The sequence below is a fragment of the Kribbella flavida DSM 17836 genome (assembly GCF_000024345.1).
Taxonomy (GTDB): domain Bacteria; phylum Actinomycetota; class Actinomycetes; order Propionibacteriales; family Kribbellaceae; genus Kribbella; species Kribbella flavida.
In genome coordinates, this window is the sequence record NC_013729.1 from 4,664,314 (window position 1) to 4,684,757 (window position 20,444).

A 20,444-nucleotide genomic window follows, 5' to 3' on the forward strand; every position below is an offset into this window, starting at 1 on the left:
GACAAACCCGGTGCGCAACTCGGGACGAGTACATGACCACGGGTGTTCCGACCGGGTCGAGGATGCCAACGGCAACCAGCCGCATCGGCAACCCGACGGCCCGCGCGAACAGCCGGCGCGAACAGCCCGCGGCGGAGCCAGTTGGCGGTGTGCCCGGTCGACGAGACCGAGGGCGACGACGTGCAGACGGGCCGCGCCGACCGGGTCCGGCAAGCGGCCCAGTCCTCGGCGCGGCCCGCCGCGGGAAACGAACTCCAGCACGTGGATCCGTGCCGTGCGGCGATGCAGTGGGCGGTCTCGACGTCGCCGACCATCCACCAGCTCACCCGGTGAGCGGCCGAGCTCCGCCATCCCGAACTGCCCGGCCCACTCGCCGAGACCCAGTCCGCCGAACGACGTCACCGGCCGTCTGCCGATGATCGGGTGCTACTTGGCGACAGCAGCCTTCAGCGCGTCGACGCGGTCGGTGCGCTCCCAGGTGAAGTCGTCGCCGGTGCGGCCGAAGTGGCCGTTGGCGGCGGTCTGCGTGTAGATCGGGCGGAGCAGGTCCAGGTCGCGGATGATCGCGGCCGGACGCAGGTCGAAGACCTCGAGCACGGCGTCGGTGATCTTGTCGACCGGCACGGTCTCGGTGCCGAAGGTGTCGACGTAGAAGCCGACCGGGGCCGCCTTGCCGATCGCGTACGCGACCTGGCACTCGGCGCGGGCCGCGAGCCCGGCGGCGACGATGTTCTTCGCCACCCAGCGCATCGCGTACGCCGCGGAGCGGTCGACCTTCGACGGGTCCTTGCCGGAGAACGCGCCACCACCGTGACGGGCCATGCCGCCGTAGGTGTCGATGATGATCTTGCGGCCGGTCAGGCCGGCGTCGCCCATCGGGCCGCCGATCTCGAACCGGCCGGTCGGGTTCACCAGCAGCCGGTAGTCGGTTGAGTCGATCTCGAACTGCTCGAGGATCGGGTCGACGACGTGCTTCTTCACGTCCGGGGTCAGCATCGAGTCCAGGCTGATGTCCGCGGCGTGCTGGCTGGACACCACCACGGTGTCGACCCGGACGGCCTTGTCACCGTCGTACTCGACCGTGACCTGGGTCTTGCCGTCGGGGCGCAGGTAGGCCATCGTGCCGTCCTTGCGGACCTCGGACAGCCGCTCGGACAGCCGGTGCGCGATGGTGATCGGCAGCGGCATCAGCTCGGGGGTCTCGTTCGACGCGTAGCCGAACATCAGGCCCTGGTCGCCGGCGCCCTGCAGGTCCAGCGCATCCTGCGAGGAGTCCGTGCGGGACTCGTACGCCGTGTTGACGCCCTGCGCGATGTCGGGCGACTGGCTGCCGATCGCGACCTGCACGCCGCAGGAGGCGCCGTCGAAGCCCTTCAGCGACGAGTCGTAGCCGATCTCGAGGATCCGGCTCCGGACGATCCCGGGGATGTCCACGTACGCCGACGTGGTGACTTCGCCGGCCACGACGACGAGGCCGGTCGTGATCAGGGTCTCCACCGCGACGCGGCTCTTCGGGTCCTCGGCCAGAAGGGCGTCGAGGATGGAGTCGCTGATCTGGTCAGCGATCTTGTCCGGGTGACCTTCCGTCACCGACTCGGACGTGAAAAGGCGCCGTGCCACGGTTCTCCCTCAGGTTTGCTGGTCTGCCACACGACGAGGCCGTCACCCCGCCCCACGCACCACCTCCGGCGATGCACCTCGGCAGTATGCCAGCAGTTCGGGCCGGACGCGGCGCCAGCCCACGGAAACATCCACATGTCGGGACAGCAATATCACATGTCGAACAGGTGCACGGGAGCCGCGACCTCCGGCGCAGCGGACTGCCCGGCGTTCTCTAAGTCGGCGGGACGACCGGTCTTCGGCACGCAGCAATCAGTTAGGTACGAGTCGAATCCTTTGACCTCGCCCAGTGCGCTGGCGACCATGAGCTCTCCAAGCGGCGGTCCTCGCCGCGAACCTTGCTCTTCCCGCCCGTCTCCTTCCTGCTCACCAGGCGAACAAGTTGAGGAGTCATGCCCAAACGCGCTCTTCTGGCCCTTGGCCTAGCCGTCCTGTCCTCTGTCACCGTCTCCACCTTCAGCGCGAGCGCCACTCCGCTGGGGACGGACGCTCGCCCCCAGACCCAGCCCACGCCGGCCGGCGGAGTGGCGTCCGTCCCCGTACCGGTACTGAACTGGGCGCCGTGCGACACCAGCGGAGACGGTTACCAGTGCACGACCGCGCAGGTCCCGCTGGACTACAGCCAGCCGCAGGGGGCGAAGGTCACCCTGTCGCTGATCCGCAAGCCGGCGACTGTTCCGTCGCAGCGGATCGGCTCGCTGTTCACCAACCCTGGCGGCCCTGGCCTGGCGGCATCCCTGATGGTCCGCGACCTCGGCGAGAACGCTCCGGTCGAACTGCGTGAGCGGTACGACATCGTCGGGTTCGACCCGCGTGCGGTCGGTGGCAGCACGCCGAAGGTCAGCTGCGTCACGCTGCCGGAGTACGCCGAGCAATGGGCTGCCACACCGGGTCGGCTGTCGTCCGGCGGATTCGAGCGTGCGGTGACGTTCGGCAAGCGGTTCAGCGACGGGTGTGTCGCCAACAACGCAGCGCTGCTTCCGCACCTGGGCACCGAGAACACTGCCCGCGACATGGACCTGCTGCGCGCCGCGGTCGGCGACGAGCAGCTGAACTTCTTCGGTTTCTCCTACGGGACCTACCTCGGCACCGTGTACGCGAATCTGTTTCCGCAGCGCACCAGAGTGCTGGCGCTGGACGGGGCGGTCGGCCCGGACTCGTTCGTCAACCGGCCGTACGACAACAACCACCGGCAGTACGTCGCCGCGGAGGCATCGCTCAACCGGTTCTTCGCCTGGTGTACCAAGTCCCCGGCCGACTGCTCGTTCGGCGACGGCCGGCCGGCGGACGCTTTTCGCCGCCTGCAAGCGAGCCTGGACGTCACTCCGGTCCGCGACGCCAACGGCAAGGTCGTGGCCAGAGGTGGTCTCTTCACCTTCTGGGTCTCCCTGGAACTCGGGTACGGACAGTCCAACTGGTCCTGGCTCGCAACTGAACTGCAGAAGGCGGCCACCACTCGCAGCGGCGCCCTCGTCAGCCCGATGAGCGACGCTTACACCAGGTACATGAACCTCAACACCGCGATCGAATGCGCCGACCGCCGGTTCCCCCAGGACGTGAACCTGCTCCGCGGCAAGCTGGCTGCCGCGATCCAGGCAGCACCGCTGCTCGGCCCGGCCCTCGCCCACGGTCCGGCCAACTACGACCAGGGGCACGCACAGGCCTGTGCCCAGTGGCCGGCCGAGCGCAAGTCGAGCTACGCCGGCCCGTGGAACGCGCCGGGCGCCGCGACCGCTTTGGTCATCGGCACGACCCATGATCCCGACGTGCCGTTTCAGGACGCGGTGGAACTGACCAACGCCCTGGACAACGCCCGCCTGCTCACCTTCGAGGGCACGACCCACACAACCTGGCACTACAGCGCGTGCACCCGATCCATCATCACCCGGTACCTGATCGACGGCACTCTTCCGCCCCATCACACGGTCTGTGCCGACGAGCCGATGCCCACCCGTTGACTGCTCCCCGAGGCCGGTCCCATGCCACCGGGACCGGCCGCGGTGGCGGCCCTGGGCGGCTGGTCCGGACTGTCCCGTTCGTCGTGCCCAAGCTCCACACCACGCCGAGGGAGATCAGTTCTTTCACCGATAGCAAGGGTGTTGACTCGGCGGTCCTGCGACTGGAGCCGACATCAACAGCTCCTGATCCGGTAGCAACGAACTACTGAGTTCCACCGGTCCGTCAGGTGCGCTGAGCCGTGCAGGCGACGTCGCAAATCGGCAAGTATGCGCTCTCTCGTGCTCAGGCGTGCGGTCCCACGGTGATCTCGCCGATGGTCAGGACGGGCTGCGCGTCCACGATCTCGCCGAGCCTTTGCACCACGTCGTCCAACGCCCGCAACTGCCCAGCGCCGAGCTCGTCGATCGGCTCGACCGTGACCTGCAGCTTGCGTCCGGCTTTGCGCTGGTGCCAGACGCCGGCGACCAGGCCGTCGACAAGCAGGACCGGGTAGTTGCCGGCCTGTCCCCCGGCCAGCGCTCGCGTCGACGCCTTGCCGGGAAAGACCCGGTCCCTCGGATGACTGCCGACGGCGTACGCGTCGAAGTACGGCAGCAGCCGTACACCCCGGGCCGGTTCCGCCGGCCACTCGGTGTCGCCCTCGACCAGCCAGGCGGGCTCGCCGTCGAGCTCCACCTGCTGCAGATCACTGCGCTGGAACACCTTGGTGACAAAGGCCGGCGAGGTGCCGAGCCACTTCGCGAACTGCTGCGGTGTCGCGGGTCCGTAGGCGTACAGGTACCGCCGGAGAAGCTCGGAGAGCGCTTCCTCGCCGTTCTGCGGTGTGAAGGGCGGCGCGAAGCGGTGGGGGTTGGTGTACGTCGTCTTGCGCCCGCGGTTCGGGCCGTAGCAGAGCACCCCCGCGGTGGCAGCGGCGGGAATCGCCTGCCGCCAGCGCGGCCAGTACCCCTGGAAAGCGGGCATCACCAGGTCACCCGCCCAGGCGCCGGTCCGGGCCACGACCTCATCGGTCAGCTCGTCGACGGTGAGATCGTGCTCGGAGAGCGCTCCCCCGATCGCCGCGACCACCTCGGCCGTCTGCTCCGACGTCATCCGCATCTCGGCGGTCGGTTGCGAACCCGAACTCGGCAGCGCCCCCAACGCTCCTGTCCACAGCGGCAGGTCCTCGGTCGGCAGCAGATGCACCGTGCCTCGCGGACCGAACGTCTTCACCAGGGTCCGGTCCTGCCACAGCGCCTGCTGCACGTCCAGCCGGGTCGCGCTCTCCAGCCGCAGCGCCACCGACACCTCACCGGCCGACAGCACCTGGGCATGAGCCCCGCACATCGCTCGCACAACCTCTGCCGGGCTTCCCCCCGACGGCACTCGGAGGTGATGCCGCTGCATCCGCCGCGCGACCACGGACTGCCAACTCAGCTTCATACAGAGCACGGTAGGCGGAGTAGAGGACAGCGACTGGCCGCACTCAGCGATGAACCGCGAGCTCGAACTCCTTGACGTACGGCTGAACGCCCATCCGGCTCTGCGGCTCCGTGCCGTCGTTCCAGACCCGCAACTGCTGCACACCGCGGGTGTCCGGGCGGTAGGTCAGCCGGTACCGGCCATCCGCGCCGGCAGCGACCGTGGCGGTCACCTTCACCCACTGAGTTCCGACCCGACGTTCCACCCACACCGGAACGGCTCCCGGGGCCACCTTGCCGGTGACAACGACGCGCTGCCCGACAGCCGGCGTCCGGTCACTCACGCTGACACTTACGAGTCCGTGCACCTGGGCATCGTTGAAGCCGGAACTTCCCAGCCACCGCTCGTCTCCGGCGAACACCACACTGCCCGCGAAGCTGTTGTAGATCCGTACGTCAAGGCGGTACGCGCCGGAGGCGTCCGTGACCGTCGGCACGTTCGGATGGCCGTCGACGCCGTTGCCGGTCGTGATGGACAGGTCGCGTCCCGGCATCCGCCGCCAGCCGTCGGCCGCGGTCCAGCCCTCGAGGTATCCCGACACCGTCACCAGGTCGCCGTAGCCGACGTACGACGCCGGCGCGGTCGAGGTGATCCGGGTCTGGTCGAGCACCCGGAGCAGGTACGGCGCGACCGGCTGGAAGGTTCGGGTCTGCGACGTGCCGGACGCCACGTCGTGCACGGTGAACGAGGACAGGTACCAGTCACCCGACTGAGTGCCGAGTGGTACCTCGAACATCGCATCGCCGAAGAAGATCTGCTCGCCGCTGCGCACTGCGGTGAGGATTCCCGTGGACGGGCACCCCGCTTTCGGCGTCACTCGCCCGGTCAGCACCGACGCCTCAGGCGCCTGCTGGTACGCGTACACGTCGCCAACGGAAGGAAGTGAACACATCGGGTCGTCGGCGGCCGCCGACCCGGCCGGTACGAGCACCGCGGCCAGCGGGAGCGCGACGGCAAGGAGCCGTCGCAGAAAAGAACACTTCATGGTGGACCTCCTGGTCTCACCACAATTGATGCGAAGCCACGCTGCGATGTTGCGCCGCTGCCTGGCGGGCTGGTGCCAATGCGCGGGCACCGGCCAGTACGCGGGGGCCGGTGCGCGGGGATCGGCCAGTGCAGTGCCCGGGCACCGGCCAGTACGCGGGGACCGGGCGCGGCGCGGCGAGCGGGCGCGGCGACCGATCAGTGCCAGCGGGAGGCGACCAGGTTCCAGATGACGCCGGCGAGCGCGTCCTTGCTGCCGGAGGGAACCGGCAGAGCGTTGCCGTCGCGATCGAGAACGACCGCCTCGTTCAGGTCGCTGCCGAAGACCTTGCCGCCGGAGACGTCGTTCACGACCAGCAGGTCGCAGCCCTTGCGGGCCAGCTTGGCCCGGCCGAGGTCGAGCACGGAGTGCGACGCGTCGCCGGTTTCCGCGGCGAAGCCGACGATCACCTGGCCGGCGCGCTGCCGGTCGTGCGCGACGGTGGCCAGGATGTCCGGGTTCTGCACCAGCTGCACCGCCGGGACGGCGCCGTCCTCGGTCTTCTTGATCTTGTGCTCGGCGACGTCGGCCGGCCGGAAGTCCGCCGGTGCGGCCGCCATCACGATCGCGTCCGCGTCGGCCGCGCGGCCGGTGATCTCGTCGTACAGGTCGCGGGTCGAGGTGACCGGGACGACCTGGACGCCGGCCGGGTCGGGCAGCTCGGAGTTCGCCGCGACCAGGGTCACCTTGGCGCCGCGCGCGGCCGCGATCCGGGCCAGCGCGTAGCCCTGCTTGCCGGACGAGGAGTTGCCCAGGTACCGGACCGGGTCGAGGTGTTCGCGGGTGCCGCCGGCGCTGACCAGGACGTGCTTGCCGGTCAGGTCGGCGACCGACTCGCCGGCCGCGCGGGCGGTGGAGTCGGCGAGCATCAGCTGGCTGATCGCGAAGATCTCGGCCGGCTCGGGCAGCCGGCCGCGGCCGGTGTCAGCGCCGGTCAGCCGGCCCACGGCGGGGTCGAGCACGGTGATGCCGCGCGAGCGCAGGATCGCGACGTTCGCCTGAGTGGCCGGGTGCTCCCACATCTCCGTGTGCATCGCGGCCGCGAACAGGATCGGGCAGCGCGCGGTCAGCAGCGTGTTGGTGAGCAGGTCGTCGGCCAGGCCGTGCGCCGCCTTGGCGATCAGGTTCGCGGTGGCGGGCGCGACGACGACGAGGTCGGCGCCCTTGCCGATCCGGACGTGCGGGACCTCGTGCACGTAACCGAACGGATCGGCCGTCACCGGCTGCCCGGACAGCGCGGCCCAGGTGGCCGCGCCGACGAATTCCAGGGCGGCCGCCGTCGGCACCACCCGGACCTGGTGCCCGGACTCGGTCAGCCGGCGCAGCAGGTCACAGACCTTGTACGCCGCGATGCCGCCGCCGACGCCGAGCACGACCGACGGCTTCTTCGGCGGGTGGACCGGCCGGGTCAGCGGGTCGTCCCGCTCGCCGTCCGCCGAGGCGGCGCCGGTCGCGACCGGCTCGGCGGAGACGCCAGAAGCCCCGGTGACTGCCTGCGCCCGGTCGGGCGTGTCGTCACCAGGGCCGTGGGGGGTCCCCCCGGTCGCGTTCATCGACGCGGAACTACTCGGCGGCGGACTTCTCAGCAGCGGCGGCAGCGGCCTCCGCCTCGGCTTCGGGGTCGATGTCCGTGCAGGTCAGCACGCCGTCGTTGATCTCGCGCATCGCGATCGACAGCGGCTTCTCCTGCACGTGGGTCTCGACCAGCGGGCCGACGTACTCGAGCAGGCCCTCGCCGAGCTGGGAGTAGTAGGCGTTGATCTGCCGGGCGCGCTTGGCCGAGTACAGGACGAGCTTGTACTTGGAGTCGGTGTGGGTGAGCAGGTCGTCGATCGGCGGGGAGGTGATGCCGATGGCGACAGGCTGGTTGCCAGACAAGTTCAGCTCTTTCCAGAGATGGAGGGTGATCGAATCAACTTTACCAACTGATCGGCCGCCTCCCGAACCGAGGCGTTCACGATCGTCACGTCGAACTCCTTCTCGGCGGCCAGCTCGAGCACCGCGGTCTCCAGCCGGCGCTCCCGCTCGTCGGCCGTCTCGGTACCGCGGCCGACCAGCCGGCGGACCAGTTCGTCCCAGCTCGGCGGGGCCAGGAAGACGAAGTGCGCCTCCGGCATCGTCGCCCGGACCTGGCGGGCGCCCTGCAGGTCGATCTCCAGCAGCGCCGGGCGGCCGGCGGCCAGCTTGTCCAGCACCGGCTGCTTCGGGGTGCCGTAGCGGGCCGCCTTGTGCACGACGGCCCACTCCAGCAGCTCGCCGTCGGCGATCATCCGGTCGAACTCGTCGTCGGACACGAACAGGTAGTGCACGCCGTGCACCTCGCCCGGCCGCGCCTTGCGCGTCGTCGCCGACACCGAGATCCACACGTCGGGGAACCGCTCGCGGATCTCCGCGGCCACGGTGCCCTTGCCGACGGCGGTCGGGCCGGCCAGCACGGTCAGCCGCGCCGGCGGCCGGCCGGAGCCGTCGTCGCCGCCCGGCGTGTGGGCATCGTCACGCGTGGCCCGGTCGGCCGGCCGGTGGGCGTCGTGGCCGGCTGGTGTGTCGGGTGTCCTGTGCTTGGTCATCTCCACACCAGTGTCCAACGAGTCAGCGAGGATTTCGGTCCGGCTCACTCGGCGAATTCGCGCATCAGCGCGGCGATCTGGTTCGAGCCCAGTCCGCGCACCCGGCGGGTCTCCGAGATGCCGGCCCGCTGCATGATCTGCTGGGCGCGGACCTTACCGACGCCGGGGATGCACTGCAGCAGCGCGCTGACCCGCATCTTGCCGATCACCTCGTTGGTCTGCCCCTCTTGCAGAACCTCGGTGGGAGACGCTCCGGAGTGCCGGATCCGGTTCTTGATCTCCGCACGCTCTCGCCGTGCGGCCGCGGCCTTGTCCAGGGCAGCCGCTCGCTGCTCCGGGGTCAAAGAAGGAAGTGGCACCGTTTCACCTGTCCCGTTGTATGGCTTCGCAGGTGAACCTAACACGCCGGACGGCAGCCTCAGTTCAGTGCCGGGACGTCGACTTTGCACGCGTCCTTGGCGTGCGTCACGATCTGCCGGTACGCCGCCGTGACCGCGCCGGTCTCCTTGCTGAGCCGAGCCAGCTCGACACGGTCGGTACCGGCCTTCTGCGCCTTCTCGGCGAACGCGACCACCGTCGACCAGTCGTCCTTCACCTCGGCCGGCGCGCTGCCCTGCAGCTTCTTCGCGTCCTCGAGGATCTTGGTGTAGTCGGCCGGGTTCTGCGGGTTCACGTCGGCCGCGGAGGCGGCGTAGCCGGCCAGGTCCACGCAGTACGCCTGCTCCTCGGTGCACGCGGTCAGTCCGGCGGCCGCGGCGAGCAGGGTCGCCGTCAGTACTGCGGTGCGCATCGTCGATTCCATCCTCGGGGGTCGGGAAGGGTCGGTCTCCGGGGTGTCGCCGACGACGCTACCGGCCGTGACCAAACCATCGAAAAACAATACTTTTCACTCTCCGGCGCCATGGCGGCAGGCGGACGGCGACCCGGTACGGGCCGCCGTCCGGGCCGGGTCAGGAGTTCTCGATGCTGACCTTGCAGGTGTCCTTGGCGTGCTTGGCGATCGCCTCGGACGCCTTGCCGATCTTCTCGCCGTCGTTCTTGGCCAGCTCCGCCAGCTTGGTCTGGTCGCCGCCGGCGTCCTTGGCCTTCTCGGAGTAGTCCAGCACGACCTTCCAGTCGTCCTTCAGGTCGTCCGGCGCCGACTTGGACAGCTTCTTCGCCTCGCCGCGCATCTTGTCCACCGCGCCGGAGTCCTTGATGTCGAGGCCCTTGACCGCCTCGGCATAGCTCTTCAGCTCGGCGCAGTAGTCGCCGCCCGAGCACGCCGTCAACACCCCGACGCTCATCGTCACCACTGCCGCGAGGGCCGCAACCTTGCGCATTCCCGTCCCATCTGTTGCCGCGGGCAACCCCTCGTCGCCCGTCACGGCAACCTTGGCCGCCAACCGGGTCAGCGCCGGGCCTGCGCGGCCGTGAAGAACGTCGCATCCCGGTGCCGGAACCGGGTGGTGACCTGGCGCGTCAGGCGGTCGTGATCCCGCAGCTCCGGGTGCCGTGCTCAGCGATCCGCTGGCCGGCCTCGGACGCCTGCCGGCCGGTCGCCGCGCCGATCTGCTGCAGCTTCGCCTGGTCGCCGTCGGCTGCCCGAACGTCCTCCAGGTAACCGTGCAGCAGCGTCCAGTCGGCCTTGAGGCTGTCCGGCGACGACTTGGCGAGGCCGCTGGCGTCCTGGATCAGCTTGTCGAGCGCCGCAGTGTCCGAAGGGTCGTTGAAGCCGCCCAGCGCCGTCGTGTACGTCCGCAGGCCGGTGCAGTAGTCCGCGGCCTGGTCATTGCCGGAAGGCGCGGTCAGCGCCGTCACCCCGATCACGGCGGCGACGACAAGCGCCGCAGCAGCGGCGTACTGCCTTCGGGCCGGCATCAGTAGCCCAGCACGGCGCGGTAGGCGTCGTTGGCGCGCGCAGCGGCGTCCTGCAGACCCCGGGCGTCCGGACCGGCGCCGAGGATCTCCCGCGAGCTCGCCGGTACGACGTTGCGCACGGCCGGCCCGAAGACTTCGAGCAGGCTCTCCGCGGTCGCGCCCTGCGCGCCGAGTCCGGGCGCGAGCAGCGGGCCACGGATGTCCAGGTTCTCGTCGGTCTTCGCGATCGTCGCGCCGACGACCGCACCGAACGAGCCGAGATCCTCGGTGTCCGCGTTCAGCGCGCGCAGGCCGTCGAGCACGGCGCCGGCCACGGTCGGCCCGTCCGTCGTCCGGGCGGACTGGAACTGCGGGCCCTCCGGGTTCGAGGTCAGGGCGAGCACGAACAGGCCGGCCCCGGCCGCGCGGGCCTCGTCGATCGTGGGCTGCAGCGACCCGAAGCCGAGGTACGGGCTGACGGTCAGCGCGTCGCACGCCAGCGGCGCCTTCTCCGCCAGGTACGCCGCGGCGTAGCCCGCCATCGTCGTACCGATGTCGCCGCGCTTGGCGTCGATGATCACCAGCGCCCCGGCCTCGCGCAGCCGGATCGTGGCCTGCTCCAGGACGGCGATGCCGGCCGAGCCGAACCGCTCGAAGAACGCCGACTGCGGCTTGAACACCGCGACCCGGTCGGCCAGCGCGTCCACCACGCCGTTCGTGAAGGCGGCCAGGCCTTCGGTGGTGTCTGGCAGGCCCCAGGATTCCAGCAGGTGGGCGTGCGGGTCGATGCCGACGCAGAGCGGGCCGCGGTCGACCATGGCGGCGCGCAGGCGGGTGCCGAACGGCTGGTTGCTCATCGCAAGATCACGCTCTCTCATGACGGAGTACTCGGCGTGGCGGGACGGTGGTTCGCGGCCAGCAGCCGGTTGGTCGCCCGGACCAGCCCGGGGCCGCGGTAGATCAGGCCGGTGTAGAGCTGCACGAGGCTGGCGCCGGCGTCGATCAACCGGGCCGCGTCGCTGGGGTCCAGAATGCCGCCGACGCCGATGATCGGCAGCGCTCCCCCGGTCTCGGCGTGGATGTGGGCGACGGTCTTGGCCGAGATCTCGGTCAGCGGCCGGCCGGACAACCCGCCGGCCTCGGCGGCCAGGGCCTGGTCCGCGGGCGCCAGTGCCTCGCGGCCGATGGTCGTGTTGGTGGCGATGATGCCGGCGACGCCGGCATCGGTGCAGACCCCGAGCAGCTCGTCGATCGCCGCCTCGGTCAGGTCCGGCGCGATCTTCACCAGGATCGGCTTGACCGCACCCGAACCGGAACCCGACTCCGCGCCGGAACCCGACTCCGCGCCCGACCTCGACTCCGCCCCGGAACCCGAGGTCGCGCCGAAGCCGGAGCCGGAGCCCGATCCGGCGAGGGCGGCCGCCTCGGTGTGCAGGGCGGCGAGCAGTTCGCGGAGGTGGCCGGCGTCTTGCAGAGAGCGCAATCCCGGCGTGTTCGGCGAGCTGACGTTGACCGCGAAGTAGTCGCCGAAGCGGTACAGCCGGCGCAGCGACGTCACGTAGTCCTCGACCGCGTCCTCGATCGGCGTCACCTTCGACTTGCCGATCGAGATTCCCAGCGGGTACCCCAGCGGCCCGTACGCCGCGAGCCGGTCGGCCAGCGCGGCGGAGCCGAGGTTGTTGAAGCCCATCCGGTTGATCACGGCCTCGCTCTCGACCAACCGGAACAGCCGGGGTTTCTCGTTGCCCGGCTGCGGGTGCGCCGTCACCGTGCCGACCTCGACGAAGCCGAACCCGAGCGCGCGCCAGGCGGGCAGCGCGATCCCGTTCTTGTCCATGCCCGCCGCCAGCCCGACCGGACTGGGGAACCGCACCCCGAACACGGTCCGGGCCAGGCCGGCCGGCAGCGCGCCGTACGAGCGCGAGAGAGCGCTCACCGCGCCCGGAACGCGGGTCAGCCGGCGCAACCCGTGCAGGGTCTGCTCGTGCGCCACCTCGGCGTCACCCCGGCCCAGCCGGTACAGGACCGGCCGGACCAGGGTGCGGTACGCCGAACTCACTGCTGACCGCGGATCCGCGAGACCCAGTCCTGCAGGGACCGGACGCCGATGCCACCGGCCTGCTGCGCCTCGATCCCCTGGACCGCGGCCGCCAACCCTTGCACCGTCGTGATGCACGGGATGTTCCGGGCCACCGCCGCGCTGCGGATCTCGTAGCCGTCGATCCGCGGCGAGCCGCCCTGGGTGACCCCGATCGGGGTGTTGACGATCAGGTTGAGCTCACCGTCCTGGACCATCTGCACGATCGTCGGCTCGCCGTTCGGCCCCGGACCCTGACTGCTCTTGCGGACCGTCACCGCCTCGACGCCGTTGCGCCGCAGCACGTCGGCGGTGCCCTCGGTGGCGTAGATCTGGAAGCCGAGATCGGCCAGCCGCTTGACCGGGAAGATCATGTGCCGCTTGTCCCGGTTCGCGACCGACACGAACACCTTGCCCGAGCCCGGCAGCGGCTGCGACGCCCCCGCCTGCGACTTCGCGAATGCCGTCCCGAAGGTGTCGTCGATGCCCATCACCTCGCCGGTCGAGCGCATCTCCGGCCCCAGCACGGTGTCGACCGACGAGCCGTCGATGGTCCGGAACCGGTTGAACGGCATCACCGCTTCCTTGACCGCGATCGGCGTCGACGGCGGCAGCGTGCCCCCGTCGCCGGTCTGCGGCAGCATGCCCTCGGTCCGCAGCTGCGCGATCGTGGCGCCCAGCATCACCCGGGCGGCCGCCTTGGCCAGCGGCGTCGCGGTCGCCTTCGACACGAACGGCACGGTCCGCGAGGCGCGCGGGTTCGCCTCCAGCACGTAGAGCACGTCGCCGGCCAGCGCGTACTGCACGTTCAGCAGGCCGCGCACCCCGACGCCGCGGGCGATCGCCTCGGTGGACTGCCGGATCTTCTCGATGTCGGCGTTGCCGAGCGTGATCGGCGGCAGCGCGCAGGACGAGTCGCCGGAGTGCACGCCGGCCTCCTCGATGTGCTCCATCACGCCACCGAGGAACAACTCCTCGCCGTCGAACAGGCCGTCCACGTCGATCTCGACCGCGTCGTCCAGGAACCGGTCGATCAGCACCGGGTGCTCCCAGTCGGCGGCCAGCTGGTCACCGCTCAGCCGCCGCAGCGCCGCCGTCAGCTCGGCGTCGCTGTAGACGATCTCCATGCCCCGGCCGCCCAGCACGTACGACGGCCGCACCAGCACCGGGAACCCGATCTCGGCCGCGATCTCCTGCGCCTCGCCGAACGACATCGCCGTGCCGTGCTTCGGCGCCGGCAGCGAGGCCTCGGCCAGCACCTTGCCGAAGGCGCCGCGTTCCTCGGCCAGGTGGATCGCCTGGGGCGACGTACCGACGATCGGCACGCCGGCGTCGGCGAGCCGCTGGGCCAGGCCGAGCGGGGTCTGGCCGCCGAGCTGCACGATCACGCCCGCGATCGGGCCCGCCTGCATCTCGGCGTACACGATCTCCAGCACGTCCTCGCAGGTGAGCGGCTCGAAGTAGAGCCGGTCGGAGGTGTCGTAGTCGGTGGAGACGGTCTCGGGGTTGCAGTTCACCATCACCGTGCAGTAGCCGGCGTCGCGCAGCGCCATCGACGCGTGCACGCAGGAGTAGTCGAACTCGATGCCCTGGCCGATCCGGTTCGGGCCTGAGCCCAGGATCAGCACGGCCGGCTTCGTCCGCGGCGCCACCTCGGTCTCCTCGTCGTACGACGAGTAGTGGTACGGCGTGGCGGCGGCGAACTCGGCCGCGCAGGTGTCGACGGTCTTGTAGACCGGCCGGATCCCGAGCGCCTGCCGGACCCCGCGCACGACGTCCTCGGCCAGGTCGCGGATCTCGGCCAGCTGCAGGTCGGAGAAGCCGTGCCGCTTGGCCAGCCGAAGGATGTCCGGGGTCAGCCGCGGCGCCGCGGCGACCTGCAGCGCGGTCTCGTGGATCAGGTACAGCTGGTCGACGAACCACGGGTCGATCCTGGTCGCGTCGTGGATCTGCTCCGGCGTGGCACCGGCCCGGATCGCGTCCATGATCGTCCGCAGCCGGCCGTCGTGCGGGGTCCGGATCCGCTCCAGCAGCGGCTCCAGCTCGGTCGCGGGCGGGCCGGCCCAGGAGAACCGGGCCTCCGGCTTCTCCAGCGACCGCAGCGCCTTCTGCAGCGCCTCGGTGTAGTTGCGGCCGATCGCCATCGCCTCGCCGACGCTCTTCATGTGCGTGGTCAGCGTCGCGTCGGCGGCCGGGAACTTCTCGAACGCGAACCGCGGCACCTTCACCACCACGTAGTCCAGCGTCGGCTCGAAGCTGGCCGGGGTCTGCCGGGTGATGTCGTTCGGGATCTCGTCCAGGGTGTAGCCGATCGCGACCTTGGCGGCGATCTTGGCGATCGGGAAGCCGGTCGCCTTGGAGGCCAGCGCGGACGAGCGCGACACCCGCGGGTTCATCTCGATCACGATCAGCCGGCCGTCGGCCGGGTTCACCGCGAACTGGATGTTGCAGCCGCCGGTGTCGACGCCGACCTCGCGGATGATGCCGATCGCCAGGTCCCGCATGGTCTGGTACTCGCGGTCGGTCAGCGTCATCGCCGGCGCCACCGTGACCGAGTCGCCGGTGTGCACGCCCATCGGGTCGACGTTCTCGATCGAGCAGACGATCACGACGTTGTCGGCCTTGTCGCGCATCACCTCCAGCTCGTACTCCTTCCAGCCGACGATCGACTCCTCGATCAGCACCTCGGTGGTCGGGCTGGCGACCAGACCGGCGCCGGCGATCCGGCGCAGGTCCAACTCGTTGTAGGCCATCCCGGAGCCGACACCACCCATCGTGAACGACGGCCGGACCACCAGCGGGTAGCCCATCTCGGCGGCCGCGCCGAGCACGTCGTCCATCGTGTGGCAGACCACCGAGCGGGCCACCTCGGCGCCGAGCGTCTCGACGATCGCCTTGAACGACTCGCGGTTCTCACCGCGCTGGATCGCGTCGACCGAGGCGCCGATCAGCTCGACGCCGTACTTGTCCAGCACGCCGTTGTCGTGCAGCGCGATCGCGGCGTTCAGCGCGGTCTGGCCGCCCAGGGTGGCGAGCAGCACGTCCGGCCGCTCCTTCTCGATCACCTTCTCGACGAACTCCGGGGTGATCGGCTCGACGTAGGTCGCGTCGGCGAACTCCGGGTCGGTCATGATCGTGGCCGGGTTGGAGTTGACCAGGACGACCCGGAAGCCCTCCTCCTTGAGCACCCGGCACGCCTGGGTGCCGGAGTAGTCGAACTCGCAGGCCTGACCGATCACGATCGGGCCGGAGCCGATGACCAGCACCGACTCGATATCCGTACGGCGGGGCATCAGCTACGACCTTCCATCAGTTCCACGAAGCGATCGAACAGGTACGCCGAGTCGTGCGGGCCGGCGGCCGCCTCGGGGTGGTACTGCACCGAGAACGCCAGTACCCGGCCGTCGCGCCCGGTCAACCTGAGCCCTTCGACCACGTTGTCGTTGAGCGAGACGTGACTGACCTCGGCGGTCCCGTACGGCGTCTCGACCGACTCCTCGATCGGCGCGTCGACCGCGAAGCCGTGGTTCTGCGAGGTGATCTCCACCTTGCCGGTGGCCCGGTCGAGTACCGGCTGGTTGATGCCGCGGTGCCCGTACTTCAGCTTGAAGGTGCCCAGTCCGAGCGCGCGGCCGAAGACCTGGTTGCCGAAGCAGATGCCGAAGTACGGCTTGTTCTGCTCCAGCAGCGCCTTGAGCAGCGTGGTCGGGTGCTCGGTGGTCTGCGGGTCGCCGGGGCCGTTGCTCATGAAGATGCCGTCGGGGTCGCGGGCCAGGATCTCCTCCAGCGAGGCGGTCGAGGGCAGCACGTGCACCTCGATGCCGCGCTCGGCCATCCGCTTGGGCGTCATCGACTTGATGCCGAGGTCGAGGGCGACCACGGTGAACCGCTTGTCCCCCTCCGCCGGCACCACGTACGGCTCGGTCACGGTGACCTCCGAGGCGAGGTCCGCGCCGGTCATCTGCGGCTGCTCGAGCACCTTGCGCAGCAGCTGCGCCGGGTCCAGGATCTCGGTCGAGATCCCGGCCCGCATCGCGCCGCGCTCGCGCAGGTGCCGGGTCAGCGCCCGGGTGTCGATCCCGGAGATGCCGACGATGCCCTGCGCCTTCAGCTGGTCGTCCAGCGTGCGGGTGGCGCGCCAGTTCGACGGCACCCGGGCGGGGTCGCGCACGACGTAGCCGGCGACCCAGATCCGCTGTGACTCGTCGTCCTCGTCGTTCACGCCGGTGTTGCCGATGTGCGGGGCGGTCTGGGTGACGATCTGGCGGTGGTACGACGGGTCGGTCAGGGTCTCCTGGTAGCCGGTCATGCCGGTGGTGAAGACGGCCTCGCCGAACGTCTCGCCGGTCGCTCCGTACGACGTACCGGCGAACGCGCGGCCGTCCTCGAGGACCAGCAGGGCCGGTCCGGATGCAGGCTGGCTCATTGCTCGGCTCCGATCAGGGTGGTGATGGATTCGGTCAGGGGTGCGGTGTCGGCCTTGTGCCGGGGCCGGAAGCCGGTGTCCAGCTCGCGGCCGTCGTGCTGCCAGCTGACCACCAGCAGGCCGGACGCCTCGGCGGTCACCTTGCCGGCGATGCCGCGGTCGGTCCGCACGGCGGTCAGCTGGGCGGCCGGGATGAACACGTCCGCCGCGCCCTGGCGGTGGAAGATCAGGCCGGCCGGGGACACGGCCAGGTCCGCGGCGCTGCGGACGCCGAGCTCGTGCACCGCGATCCGGTCCATCCAGTCGCCGGCGGTGGTGGTCGCGACGTACACGCCCTCGACGCCGGGCGTGGTGTCGTCGGCCGGCACCGGCGGCAGCGGGGCCAGGTCGGCCTGGCGGCGCTGCCGGTTCCGCCAGCCGCGCAGCATGCCGTAGTACCCGGCGGCGATCACCAGCAGAGTGCCGGCGATTCCGAGCGCAGTTCTCACCGGGCCAGCTTTCCGTCGAGCACCGTCGGCGTACCGCGCAGGAAGGTGGCGACCACCCGGCCCGGCAGGGTCATGCCCTCGAACGGGGTGTTGCGCGACAGCGACGCCGTCTCGGTCGGTACGACGGTGCGCTGGGCGGCCGGGTCGACGAGGGTCAGGTTCGCCGCGGCGCCGGCCTCCAGGCGCCGGCCGTGGTCGGACAGCTGGCCGATCGCCGCCGGGCGGTGGCTCATCCGGTCGGCGAGATCGGCCCAGGTCATCAGCTTGGTGTCGATCATCGCGTGCTGAACGACCGAGAGAGCGGTCTCCAGCCCGGTCATCCCGAACGCGGCCGCGCTCCACTCGCAGTCCTTGTCCTCGACCGGGTGCGGCGCGTGATCGGTGGCGACGATGTCGATGGTGCCGTCGGCCAGGCCCTCGCGGACCGCCTCGACATCCGCCTTCGTGCGCAGCGGCGGGTTCACCTTGTAGACCGGGTTGTACGACGCGGCCAGGTCCTCGGTGAGCAGCAGGTGGTGCGGGGTCACCTCGGCGGTGACCTCCAGGCCGCGCTTCTTCGCCGCGCGGACGATCTCCACCGAACCCTTGGTGGACAGGTGGCAGATGTGCAGCATGGACCCGACGTGCGCGTTCAGCAGGATGTCGCGGGCGATGATCGACTCCTCGGCCACGCTCGGCCAGCCGGTCAGGCCGAGAACGCCGGAGAGCGCTCCCTCGTTCATCTGCGCCCCCTGGGTCAGCCGCGGCTCCTGCGCGTGCTGGGCGACCACACCGCCGAACGCCTTCACGTACTCCAGCGCGCGGCGCATCAGCGCGGCGTCCCACACGCAGTCGCCGTCGTCGGAGAAGACCCGCACCCTGGCGGCCGAGTCCGCCATCGCGCCCAGCTCAGCCAGCTGGGTGCCCTGGCGGCCGACGGTGACCGCGCCGATCGGGAACACGTCGGCGTAGCCACTCTCGCGACCGAGGCGCCAGACCTGCTCGACCACCCCGGCGGTGTCGGCGCACGGATCGGTGTTCGCCATCGCGAAGACCGCGGTGAACCCGCCGGCCGCGGCGGCCCGGGTGCCGGTCAGCACCGTCTCGGCGTCCTCGCGGCCGGGCTCGCGCAGGTGGGTGTGCAGGTCGACCAGGCCGGGCAGCGCGATCAGGCCGGTCGCGTCGAGCGTCTCGACGTCCTGCGGCTTCTCGAGATCGGCGCCGATGGCAACGATCTCGCCGTTGTCCAGGAGGAGGTCCGCGACCTCACCGCCGACGATCTTCGCTCCGGTGATCAAGTACGCGGTCATGCGGTCTGCTCCTCGGTGTTCTCGTTGTAACCGGACAGCAGCAGGTAGAGCACCGCCATCCGGATCGCCACGCCGTTGGTGACCTGCTCGACGATCACCGAGCGGGTCGAGTCGGCGACCTCGGCGCTGATCTCCATGCCGCGGTTCATCGGGCCGGGGTGCAGCACGATCGCCTCCTCCGGCAGCTGCGCCATCCGGTGCACGTCCAGCCCGTAGCGCCGGGTGTACTCCCGGGCGCTGGGGAAGAACGCGTCGTTCATCCGCTCCCGCTGGACCCGCAGCATCATCACCGCGTCGCTCTTCGGCAGCGCCGCGTCCAGGTCGTACGACGTGGTGCACGGCCAGCTGGTCATGTCGACCGGCAGCAGCGTCGGCGGCGCCACGACGGTCACGTCGGCGCCGAGCGTGGACAGCAGCAGCACGTTCGACCGGGCCACCCGGGAGTGCAGGACGTCGCCGACGATGGTGATCCGCCGGCCCTCCAGGGAGCCGAGGTGGCGGCGCATCGTGAACGCGTCGAGCAGCGCCTGGGTCGGGTGCTCGTGGGTGCCGTCGCCGGCGTTGACGACCGAGCCGTTCAGCCAGCCGGAGGTGGCCAGCAGGTGCGGGGCGCCGGACGAGCCGTGCCGGCAGACGACGCCGTCGGCGCCCATCGCCTGCAGGGTGAGCGCGGTGTCCTTGAGGCTCTCCCCCTTGCTGACGCTGGAGCCCTTGGCGGAGAAGTTGATCACGTCCGCCGACAGCCGCTTGGCGGCCGCCTCGAACGAGATCCTGGTCCGGGTGGAGTCCTCGAAGAACAGGTTCACCACGGTCCGGCCGCGCAGGGCCGGCAGCTTCTTGATCGGGCGGTCCGCCAGCGAGCGCATCTCCTCGGCGGTGTCCAGGATCAGGTGGGCGTCGTCGCGGGACAGGTCGCCCGCGCTGAGCAGGTGGCGCATCACGCGGTCGCTCCGGTCGTGTCGGTGGACCTCTCGGCGGGCTTGGCGGCCGGCTTGTCGGCGATCACCACGGCGTCGGCGCCGTCGTAGTCGGTCAGGTGCACGGTGACCCGCTCGGCCAGCGAGGTAGGCAGGTTCTTGCCGACGTAGTCGGCGCGGATCGGCAGTTCGCGGTGACCCCGGTCGACCAGAACCGCCAGCTGGACCGCCTTCGGCCGGCCGATGTCGCCGATGGCGTCGAGCGCGGCCCGGATCGTGCGTCCGGAGAACAGCACGTCGTCGACCAGCACGACCACCTTGCCGTCGATGCCGTCGGCCGGGATGTCGGTGTGCTCGAGCGCGCGGGCCGGCTTGAGGCCGATGTCGTCGCGGTACATCGTCACGTCGAGTGACCCTGTCGGCACGCTGCGCCCCTCGACTGCGGCGATGCGGTCGCGGATACGGGTGGCGAGGCCGACGCCGCGGGTGGGGATGCCGAGCAGCACGACCGGGTCGGCGCCTCGGTTGCGCTCGAGGATCTCGTGCGCGATCCGGGTCAGTGCCCGGGAAATGTCGGATGCATCAAGAACTGTGCGCGGTGCCGCGTGCGAGTCGGGTGACTGCGGCCTCGGGGCAGGGTTCATCGCAACCGTTCCTCCTTTCCCGCCTCACCGGACGGGTCTTTAAAGGACGTTCGGACCGCTTGACATGGTATCGGAAGTGACACGCCGTCTTGACGCTGGCCTCCGGCCCGGAATATTGTTACTCTGTGTAATC

20 protein-coding genes are annotated in these 20,444 nt (G+C 70.5%); 2 read left to right on the plus strand and 18 right to left on the minus strand.

Annotated elements, in window-relative coordinates:
* Positions 1-147: 147 nt before the first annotated feature.
* The gene (locus tag KFLA_RS21475) at positions 148-333 is read left to right on the plus strand and encodes a hypothetical protein (protein ID WP_012921914.1); all 186 of its coding nucleotides are present in this window, start codon (positions 148-150) and stop codon (positions 331-333) included.
* A 93-nt stretch (positions 334-426) separates the two neighbouring features.
* On the opposite strand, the gene metK is transcribed toward KFLA_RS21475, so the two are convergent.
* Complete coding sequence (metK, locus tag KFLA_RS21480) at positions 427-1,620, minus strand: methionine adenosyltransferase (protein WP_012921915.1); 1,194 nt, start codon at positions 1,618-1,620, stop codon at positions 427-429.
* Positions 1,621-2,012: 392 nt separating this feature from the next.
* Between metK and KFLA_RS21485 the strand changes: the two genes are divergently transcribed.
* A complete protein-coding gene (locus KFLA_RS21485; RefSeq protein ID WP_012921917.1) occupies positions 2,013-3,578 on the plus strand; it encodes an alpha/beta hydrolase in 1,566 nt (521 codons plus the stop codon).
* Between the two features lie 283 nt (positions 3,579-3,861).
* Here KFLA_RS21485 and KFLA_RS21490 read toward each other — a convergent pair whose 3' ends face one another.
* The 17 genes from KFLA_RS21490 to pyrR all read right to left on the minus strand — a co-directional run bounded on the left by KFLA_RS21490 (position 3,862) and on the right by pyrR (position 20,311).
* Positions 3,862-4,905: a winged helix DNA-binding domain-containing protein gene (locus KFLA_RS21490; RefSeq protein WP_237706560.1), complete on the minus strand. Its 1,044-nt coding sequence runs from the start codon at positions 4,903-4,905 to the stop codon at positions 3,862-3,864.
* A gap of 139 nt (positions 4,906-5,044) precedes the next feature.
* A complete protein-coding gene (locus tag KFLA_RS21495; RefSeq protein WP_012921919.1) occupies positions 5,045-6,025 on the minus strand; it encodes a hypothetical protein in 981 nt (326 codons plus the stop codon).
* A 197-nt stretch (positions 6,026-6,222) separates the two neighbouring features.
* Entirely contained in the window at positions 6,223-7,617 is a 1,395-nt protein-coding gene (gene coaBC / locus KFLA_RS21500) for a bifunctional phosphopantothenoylcysteine decarboxylase/phosphopantothenate--cysteine ligase CoaBC (RefSeq protein WP_012921920.1), read from the minus strand.
* A gap of 10 nt (positions 7,618-7,627) precedes the next feature.
* A complete protein-coding gene (rpoZ, locus tag KFLA_RS21505) occupies positions 7,628-7,942 on the minus strand; it encodes a DNA-directed RNA polymerase subunit omega (RefSeq protein ID WP_012921921.1) in 315 nt (104 codons plus the stop codon).
* Between the two features lie 2 nt (positions 7,943-7,944).
* Positions 7,945-8,631 carry a guanylate kinase gene (gmk, locus tag KFLA_RS21510; RefSeq protein ID WP_237706561.1) on the minus strand — a complete coding sequence of 229 codons (687 nt, stop codon included), beginning with the start codon at positions 8,629-8,631 and terminating at the stop codon, positions 7,945-7,947.
* A 44-nt stretch (positions 8,632-8,675) separates the two neighbouring features.
* A complete protein-coding gene (gene mihF, locus KFLA_RS21515; RefSeq protein WP_012921923.1) occupies positions 8,676-8,990 on the minus strand; it encodes an integration host factor, actinobacterial type in 315 nt (104 codons plus the stop codon).
* Between the two features lie 59 nt (positions 8,991-9,049).
* Entirely contained in the window at positions 9,050-9,421 is a 372-nt protein-coding gene (locus KFLA_RS21520) for a hypothetical protein (protein ID WP_012921924.1), read from the minus strand.
* Positions 9,422-9,581: 160 nt separating this feature from the next.
* Positions 9,582-9,953, minus strand: a complete 372-nt coding sequence (locus KFLA_RS21525) for a hypothetical protein (RefSeq protein ID WP_012921925.1) — start codon at positions 9,951-9,953, stop codon at positions 9,582-9,584.
* A 139-nt stretch (positions 9,954-10,092) separates the two neighbouring features.
* Positions 10,093-10,491: a hypothetical protein gene (locus tag KFLA_RS21530; protein WP_012921926.1), complete on the minus strand. Its 399-nt coding sequence runs from the start codon at positions 10,489-10,491 to the stop codon at positions 10,093-10,095.
* A complete protein-coding gene (gene pyrF / locus KFLA_RS21535; RefSeq protein ID WP_041289432.1) occupies positions 10,491-11,327 on the minus strand; it encodes an orotidine-5'-phosphate decarboxylase in 837 nt (278 codons plus the stop codon). The genes KFLA_RS21530 and pyrF overlap by 1 nt, the downstream gene beginning before the upstream one ends.
* Before the next feature lie 17 nt (positions 11,328-11,344).
* Positions 11,345-12,529 (minus strand): quinone-dependent dihydroorotate dehydrogenase, encoded by a 1,185-nt coding sequence (locus KFLA_RS21540; RefSeq protein ID WP_012921928.1) that lies wholly within the window; start codon positions 12,527-12,529, stop codon positions 11,345-11,347.
* Positions 12,526-15,840: a carbamoyl-phosphate synthase large subunit gene (gene carB, locus KFLA_RS21545; protein ID WP_012921929.1), complete on the minus strand. Its 3,315-nt coding sequence runs from the start codon at positions 15,838-15,840 to the stop codon at positions 12,526-12,528. The genes KFLA_RS21540 and carB overlap by 4 nt, the downstream gene beginning before the upstream one ends.
* Positions 15,840-16,973: a glutamine-hydrolyzing carbamoyl-phosphate synthase small subunit gene (carA, locus tag KFLA_RS21550; protein WP_012921930.1), complete on the minus strand. Its 1,134-nt coding sequence runs from the start codon at positions 16,971-16,973 to the stop codon at positions 15,840-15,842. The genes carB and carA overlap by 1 nt, the downstream gene beginning before the upstream one ends.
* On the minus strand, positions 16,970-17,461 hold the full coding sequence (locus KFLA_RS21555) for a PH-like domain-containing protein (protein ID WP_012921931.1): 492 nt from the start codon (positions 17,459-17,461) through the stop codon (positions 16,970-16,972). Before KFLA_RS21555 ends, carA begins: the two co-directional genes overlap by 4 nt.
* Positions 17,458-18,750 (minus strand): dihydroorotase, encoded by a 1,293-nt coding sequence (locus KFLA_RS21560; protein WP_012921932.1) that lies wholly within the window; start codon positions 18,748-18,750, stop codon positions 17,458-17,460. Before KFLA_RS21560 ends, KFLA_RS21555 begins: the two co-directional genes overlap by 4 nt.
* Positions 18,747-19,688: an aspartate carbamoyltransferase catalytic subunit gene (locus KFLA_RS21565; RefSeq protein ID WP_012921933.1), complete on the minus strand. Its 942-nt coding sequence runs from the start codon at positions 19,686-19,688 to the stop codon at positions 18,747-18,749. The genes KFLA_RS21560 and KFLA_RS21565 overlap by 4 nt, the downstream gene beginning before the upstream one ends.
* Entirely contained in the window at positions 19,688-20,311 is a 624-nt protein-coding gene (gene pyrR / locus KFLA_RS21570; protein ID WP_012921934.1) for a bifunctional pyr operon transcriptional regulator/uracil phosphoribosyltransferase PyrR, read from the minus strand. Before pyrR ends, KFLA_RS21565 begins: the two co-directional genes overlap by 1 nt.
* Between the last annotated feature and the right edge of the window lie 133 nt (positions 20,312-20,444).

What these genes read in the sequence shown, in the direction of transcription:
- KFLA_RS21485 (WP_012921917.1), top strand. Translation starts at nt 2,013, where the DNA reads ATGCCCAAACGCGCTCTTCTGGCCCTTGGCCTAGCCGTCCTGTCCTCT.
- KFLA_RS21490 (WP_237706560.1), bottom strand. Translation starts at nt 4,905, where the DNA reads ATGTGCGGGGCTCATGCCCAGGTGCTGTCGGCCGGTGAGGTGTCGGTG.
- KFLA_RS21495 (WP_012921919.1), bottom strand. Translation starts at nt 6,025, where the DNA reads ATGAAGTGTTCTTTTCTGCGACGGCTCCTTGCCGTCGCGCTCCCGCTG.
- coaBC (WP_012921920.1), bottom strand. Translation starts at nt 7,617, where the DNA reads ATGAACGCGACCGGGGGGACCCCCCACGGCCCTGGTGACGACACGCCC.
- gmk (WP_237706561.1), bottom strand. Translation starts at nt 8,631, where the DNA reads ATGACCAAGCACAGGACACCCGACACACCAGCCGGCCACGACGCCCAC.
- KFLA_RS21520 (WP_012921924.1), bottom strand. Translation starts at nt 9,421, where the DNA reads ATGCGCACCGCAGTACTGACGGCGACCCTGCTCGCCGCGGCCGCCGGA.
- KFLA_RS21525 (WP_012921925.1), bottom strand. Translation starts at nt 9,953, where the DNA reads ATGCGCAAGGTTGCGGCCCTCGCGGCAGTGGTGACGATGAGCGTCGGG.
- KFLA_RS21530 (WP_012921926.1), bottom strand. Translation starts at nt 10,491, where the DNA reads ATGCCGGCCCGAAGGCAGTACGCCGCTGCTGCGGCGCTTGTCGTCGCC.
- pyrF (WP_041289432.1), bottom strand. Translation starts at nt 11,327, where the DNA reads ATGAGCAACCAGCCGTTCGGCACCCGCCTGCGCGCCGCCATGGTCGAC.
- carB (WP_012921929.1), bottom strand. Translation starts at nt 15,840, where the DNA reads ATGCCCCGCCGTACGGATATCGAGTCGGTGCTGGTCATCGGCTCCGGC.
- carA (WP_012921930.1), bottom strand. Translation starts at nt 16,973, where the DNA reads ATGAGCCAGCCTGCATCCGGACCGGCCCTGCTGGTCCTCGAGGACGGC.
- KFLA_RS21560 (WP_012921932.1), bottom strand. Translation starts at nt 18,750, where the DNA reads ATGACCGCGTACTTGATCACCGGAGCGAAGATCGTCGGCGGTGAGGTC.
- KFLA_RS21565 (WP_012921933.1), bottom strand. Translation starts at nt 19,688, where the DNA reads ATGCGCCACCTGCTCAGCGCGGGCGACCTGTCCCGCGACGACGCCCAC.
- pyrR (WP_012921934.1), bottom strand. Translation starts at nt 20,311, where the DNA reads ATGAACCCTGCCCCGAGGCCGCAGTCACCCGACTCGCACGCGGCACCG.